This window comes from Streptomyces coryli, assembly GCF_011044975.1.
In the GTDB taxonomy this organism is placed as follows: Bacteria; Actinomycetota; Actinomycetes; order Streptomycetales; family Streptomycetaceae; genus Streptomyces; species Streptomyces coryli.
Map to the genome: position 1 here is coordinate 1 of NZ_JAAKZV010000434.1, position 3,582 is coordinate 3,582.

5 protein-coding genes are annotated in these 3,582 nt (G+C 70.2%); 2 read left to right on the top strand and 3 right to left on the bottom strand.

Annotated features, from left to right (window positions below):
* The first annotated feature begins 180 nt into the window (after nt 1-180).
* Nucleotides 181-492 (top strand): hypothetical protein, encoded by a 312-nt coding sequence (locus tag G5C51_RS40730; RefSeq protein ID WP_165245792.1) that lies wholly within the window; start codon nt 181-183, stop codon nt 490-492.
* 134 nt (nt 493-626) lie between these two features.
* A complete protein-coding gene (locus tag G5C51_RS40735) occupies nt 627-818 on the top strand; it encodes a hypothetical protein (RefSeq protein ID WP_165245794.1) in 192 nt (63 codons plus the stop codon).
* 9 nt (nt 819-827) lie between these two features.
* Here G5C51_RS40735 and G5C51_RS40740 read toward each other — a convergent pair whose 3' ends face one another.
* From G5C51_RS40740 to G5C51_RS40750, 3 genes are all read right to left on the bottom strand, one after another.
* Nucleotides 828-1,400: a Uma2 family endonuclease gene (locus G5C51_RS40740; protein WP_165245796.1), complete on the bottom strand. Its 573-nt coding sequence runs from the start codon at nt 1,398-1,400 to the stop codon at nt 828-830.
* Nucleotides 1,401-1,505: 105 nt separating this feature from the next.
* Nucleotides 1,506-3,155 (bottom strand): DNA repair helicase XPB, encoded by a 1,650-nt coding sequence (locus tag G5C51_RS40745; protein WP_165245798.1) that lies wholly within the window; start codon nt 3,153-3,155, stop codon nt 1,506-1,508.
* 67 nt (nt 3,156-3,222) lie between these two features.
* The coding region (locus G5C51_RS40750) for a WYL domain-containing protein (protein ID WP_165245800.1) at nt 3,223-3,582 on the bottom strand (360 nt) is incomplete at its 5' end.

Consider the following 3,582-nt stretch of genomic DNA (forward strand, 5'->3'; position numbering starts at 1 on the left):
CGCCAGAAGTGGGGGATACCGGCTTTGGCGTACTTCAGGGGCTTGGTCTCGCGGTCGCGCTCCACCGAGTCGGGGTGGGGGTGGTCCAACGAATATCGGCCGCGGGCTGAGTACGCGCCCCGCGCCCGCCTGAGTATCCGCCCCCATGGCAGCGGCCCCCCGGCACGCTTGGCTGGGGTCATGACAGCGACCACGCACACCGCCGCCGCCACCCCCGCCGCGCAGGCCGCCGACCTGCCGCACGAGCACTGGTGGGCCGGCCCGCTCGCCGCCACCCTCGCCGGTGGCCCGCTCCTGCTGTGGGGCAGCCTGACCCTCTTCGGTCCGGTGCTGCTGCTCCCGCTGCTCCTGCTGGTCCCCGCGTGGCTGCTGCCGCCCCGCCGCGGCAACCGGAGCACCCGGATCACGCTCTGCACGATCGTCGCCGCGGCCGCCGCGCTCGAGGTGCTGTTCTTCGTCTACATGATCGTGGTCTGGTCCGCCGCGACCTGAGCCGGACACCCGGCCCAGGGTCGACCCCGATACCCCCGTAGGGGTCGGCATGCACCCCGGGTCGTAGGCCCGGCTCCACGCGATTCCGCCCCGCGACCGACGCTTTCCGCCCAGCCGGCAAGCACCCTGGAAACATGAGCACAACGACAGTCACCCAGTCCGCGGTGGGCGTCGCCGACAGCCCGCCGATCACCGAAGTAGCCGGCCGCGCCGTCCGGCACCACACCACCCAGGCCCTCCGCGCGGTCCGCATCTTCGCGGGCGCGGCGGTGAGCGTCGTCCTCCTCGGCGAGTACGCGGACGGCGGCCCGGAACGCGAGCGCTGACGCGACGGCTCAGCGGGACGCGTCCAGGTCGATGTCGATGTCGTACGGGACGCTGAGCTTGAGGCGGTCGTGGTAGATGCCGGTCAGGTGGTAGGTGTCGCGCGCGGCGTCCAGCGCATATACGTGGACGACAGGCTTGCCGCGATTGCTCTCGACCCGCCAGAAGTGGGGGATACCGGCTTTGGCGTACTTCAGGGGCTTGGTCTCGCGGTCGCGCTCCACCGAGTCGGGGGAAACGACCTCAACCGCGAGCAGGACGTCCGCCGCGGCGCATTTGGTCTGTTCGGGGCCAGTGTCGGCTTCCGCTTTCGCGACGATCACGTCGGGCTCGGGACGCTGATGCTTGCCGAGCACGATGGTGAACTCGCGGAGGACCTCCAGGTCGGCAGGGACAGTGCGTAGCAGTCCGTTGTCCAGGACACGGATGGTTCGCAGGTGAAACTTGGTCTGCGGGCTCACGAAGACGAGGCTCCCGTCGATCAGCTCCGTGTGCGGAGGCAGGTCGGGGAGCGTGTCGAGATCGTCGGCGGTCCAGCCGTCCGGGGGCGGCGTCGGCCATGTCGGCTTCGGCTCGATACTCATTGCTGGTACTCCCATGCGACGGAGTCTCGCCAATAGGGCAAGGCTACCCAGGGTGAACGCCGGGTTCGCCACCCGAACCAGCGATCGGTCCCTTCACGTTGATGCCTACGCCTCCTCCCCCGCCAGCAGGTCATCCGCATCCACGATGCGATACGCATAGCCCTGCTCCGCCAGGAAGCGCTGCCGATGGGCCGCGAAGTCCTGGTCGATCGTGTCTCGTGCGACCACCGAGTAGAAGCGGGCCTCGTGGCCGTCCTCCTTCGGGCGGAGGACGCGGCCGAGGCGCTGGGCCTCCTCCTGCCGCGAGCCGAAGGTGCCTGACACCTGGATGGCGACCGTGGCCTCCGGGAGGTCGATCGAGAAGTTCGCGACCTTCGAGACCACCAGGACGCTGAGCTCGCCCTCCCTGAAGGCGTTGAAGAGCTTTTCGCGCTGGGCGTTCGTCGTCTCGCCCTTGATGACCGGGGCGTCCAGATGCTCGCCGAGCTCGTCGAGCTGGTCGATGTACTGGCCGATGACCAGCGTCTGCTCGCCCTTGTGCTTGGCGACCAGCGCCTCGGCGACATGCTGCTTCGTCGCCGTCGTCGCGCAGAAGCGGTACTTCTCCTCGGTCTCCGCCGTCGCGTACGCCAGCCGCTCGGACTCGGTGAGATTGACCCGGACCTCCACGCAGTCCGCCGGCGCGATGTAGCCCTGCGCCTCGATCTCCTTCCACGGCGCGTCGAAACGCTTGGGGCCGATGAGGGAGAAGACGTCCGACTCGCGGCCGTCCTCCCGTACGAGCGTCGCCGTCAGGCCGAGGCGCCGCCGGGCCTGCAGGTCCGCGGTGAACTTGAAGACCGGCGCCGGGAGCAGGTGCACCTCGTCGTAGACGATCAGGCCCCAGTCGCGGGAGTCGAAGAGCTCCAGGTGCGGGAAGACGCCCTTCCGCTTGGTCGTCACCACCTGGTACGTGGCGATGGTGACCGGGCGGATCTCCTTCTTCTGGCCGCTGTACTCGCCGATCTCGTCCTCGGTGAGCGTGGTCCGCTTGATCAGCTCGCTCTTCCACTGCCGGGCGGAGACGGTGTTGGTGACGAGGATCAGCGTCGTCGCCTTCGCCTCGGCCATCGCGCCCGCGCCGACGAGCGTCTTGCCGGCGCCACAGGGGAGGACCACGACGCCCGAGCCGCCGTGCCAGAAGCCCTCGACCGCCTGCTTCTGGTACGGGCGCAGCGCCCAGGTGTCCTCGACCAGCTCGATCGGGTGCGCCTCGCCGTCCACGTAACCGGCGAGGTCCTCCGCCGGCCAGCCCAGCTTCAGCAGCGTCTGCTTGATCTGGCCGCGCTCGGACGGGTGCACGGCGACCGTGTCGGGGTCGAGCCGGGCGCCGACCAGCGGCTTGATGCGCTTGGAGCGGAGGATCTCCTCCAGCACCGGGCGGTCGGTGGTGGACAGGACGAGGCCGTGGACGGGGTGCTTGTTGAGGGTCAGCCGGCCGTAGCGGGCCATCGTCTCCGCCACGTCGACGAGCAGCGCGTGCGGGACCGGGTAGCGGCTGTACTGCACCAGCGCGTCGACGACCTGCTCGGCGTCGTGGCCGGCGGCGCGGGCGTTCCACAGGCCGAGCGGGGTGACGCGGTACGTGTGGATGTGCTCCGGGGCGCGCTCCAGCTCGGCGAAGGGCGCGATGGCGCGACGGCAGTCGTCGGCGAGCTCGTGATCGACTTCGAGCAGGAGCGTTTTGTCGCTCTGGACGATCAATGGTCCATTCACGCTGCGGCATCCTTTCGCGCGGCCAAACGACCAGTGTGCCGCATGCGGGGGTGCGGACGCGGCGACGTTACGCGTCGTCGAGCTCCGCGACCCCCGTGATCCGGTGCAGCGGGTAGGTCCGTACCTCGTCGGCCGTGTGGTCGTACGCCGTGACGAAGCCGCCCTCGACCTTTATCGGGGCGATCACGCGCTGGCTGGCGGCGCCGTCGGCGTTGACGTAGCCGATCCACAGGGCCTCGCCGGAGAGGACCGCGGACTGCATGGTGGCGAGGGTGTCGGCGGCCGTGCCGCGCGGGAGGGTGCCGTTGGTGGCCGACGCGGGCGGGGAGTCCGGCTTGCGGAGGGGGGCCGTCGCCGCGTGGTCGCCGGCGCGGATGGCGCGGACCGCGGCGGTGAGCAGGGTGCCGGCCCTGTCTCTTATACACAG

Bases quoted from the DNA above. Each gene is read 5' to 3' on its own strand.
- G5C51_RS40735 (WP_165245794.1), top strand. From the start codon at position 627: ATGAGCACAACGACAGTCACCCAGTCCGCGGTGGGCGTCGCCGACAGC.
- G5C51_RS40740 (WP_165245796.1), bottom strand. From the start codon at position 1,400: ATGAGTATCGAGCCGAAGCCGACATGGCCGACGCCGCCCCCGGACGGC.
- G5C51_RS40730 (WP_165245792.1), top strand. From the start codon at position 181: ATGACAGCGACCACGCACACCGCCGCCGCCACCCCCGCCGCGCAGGCC.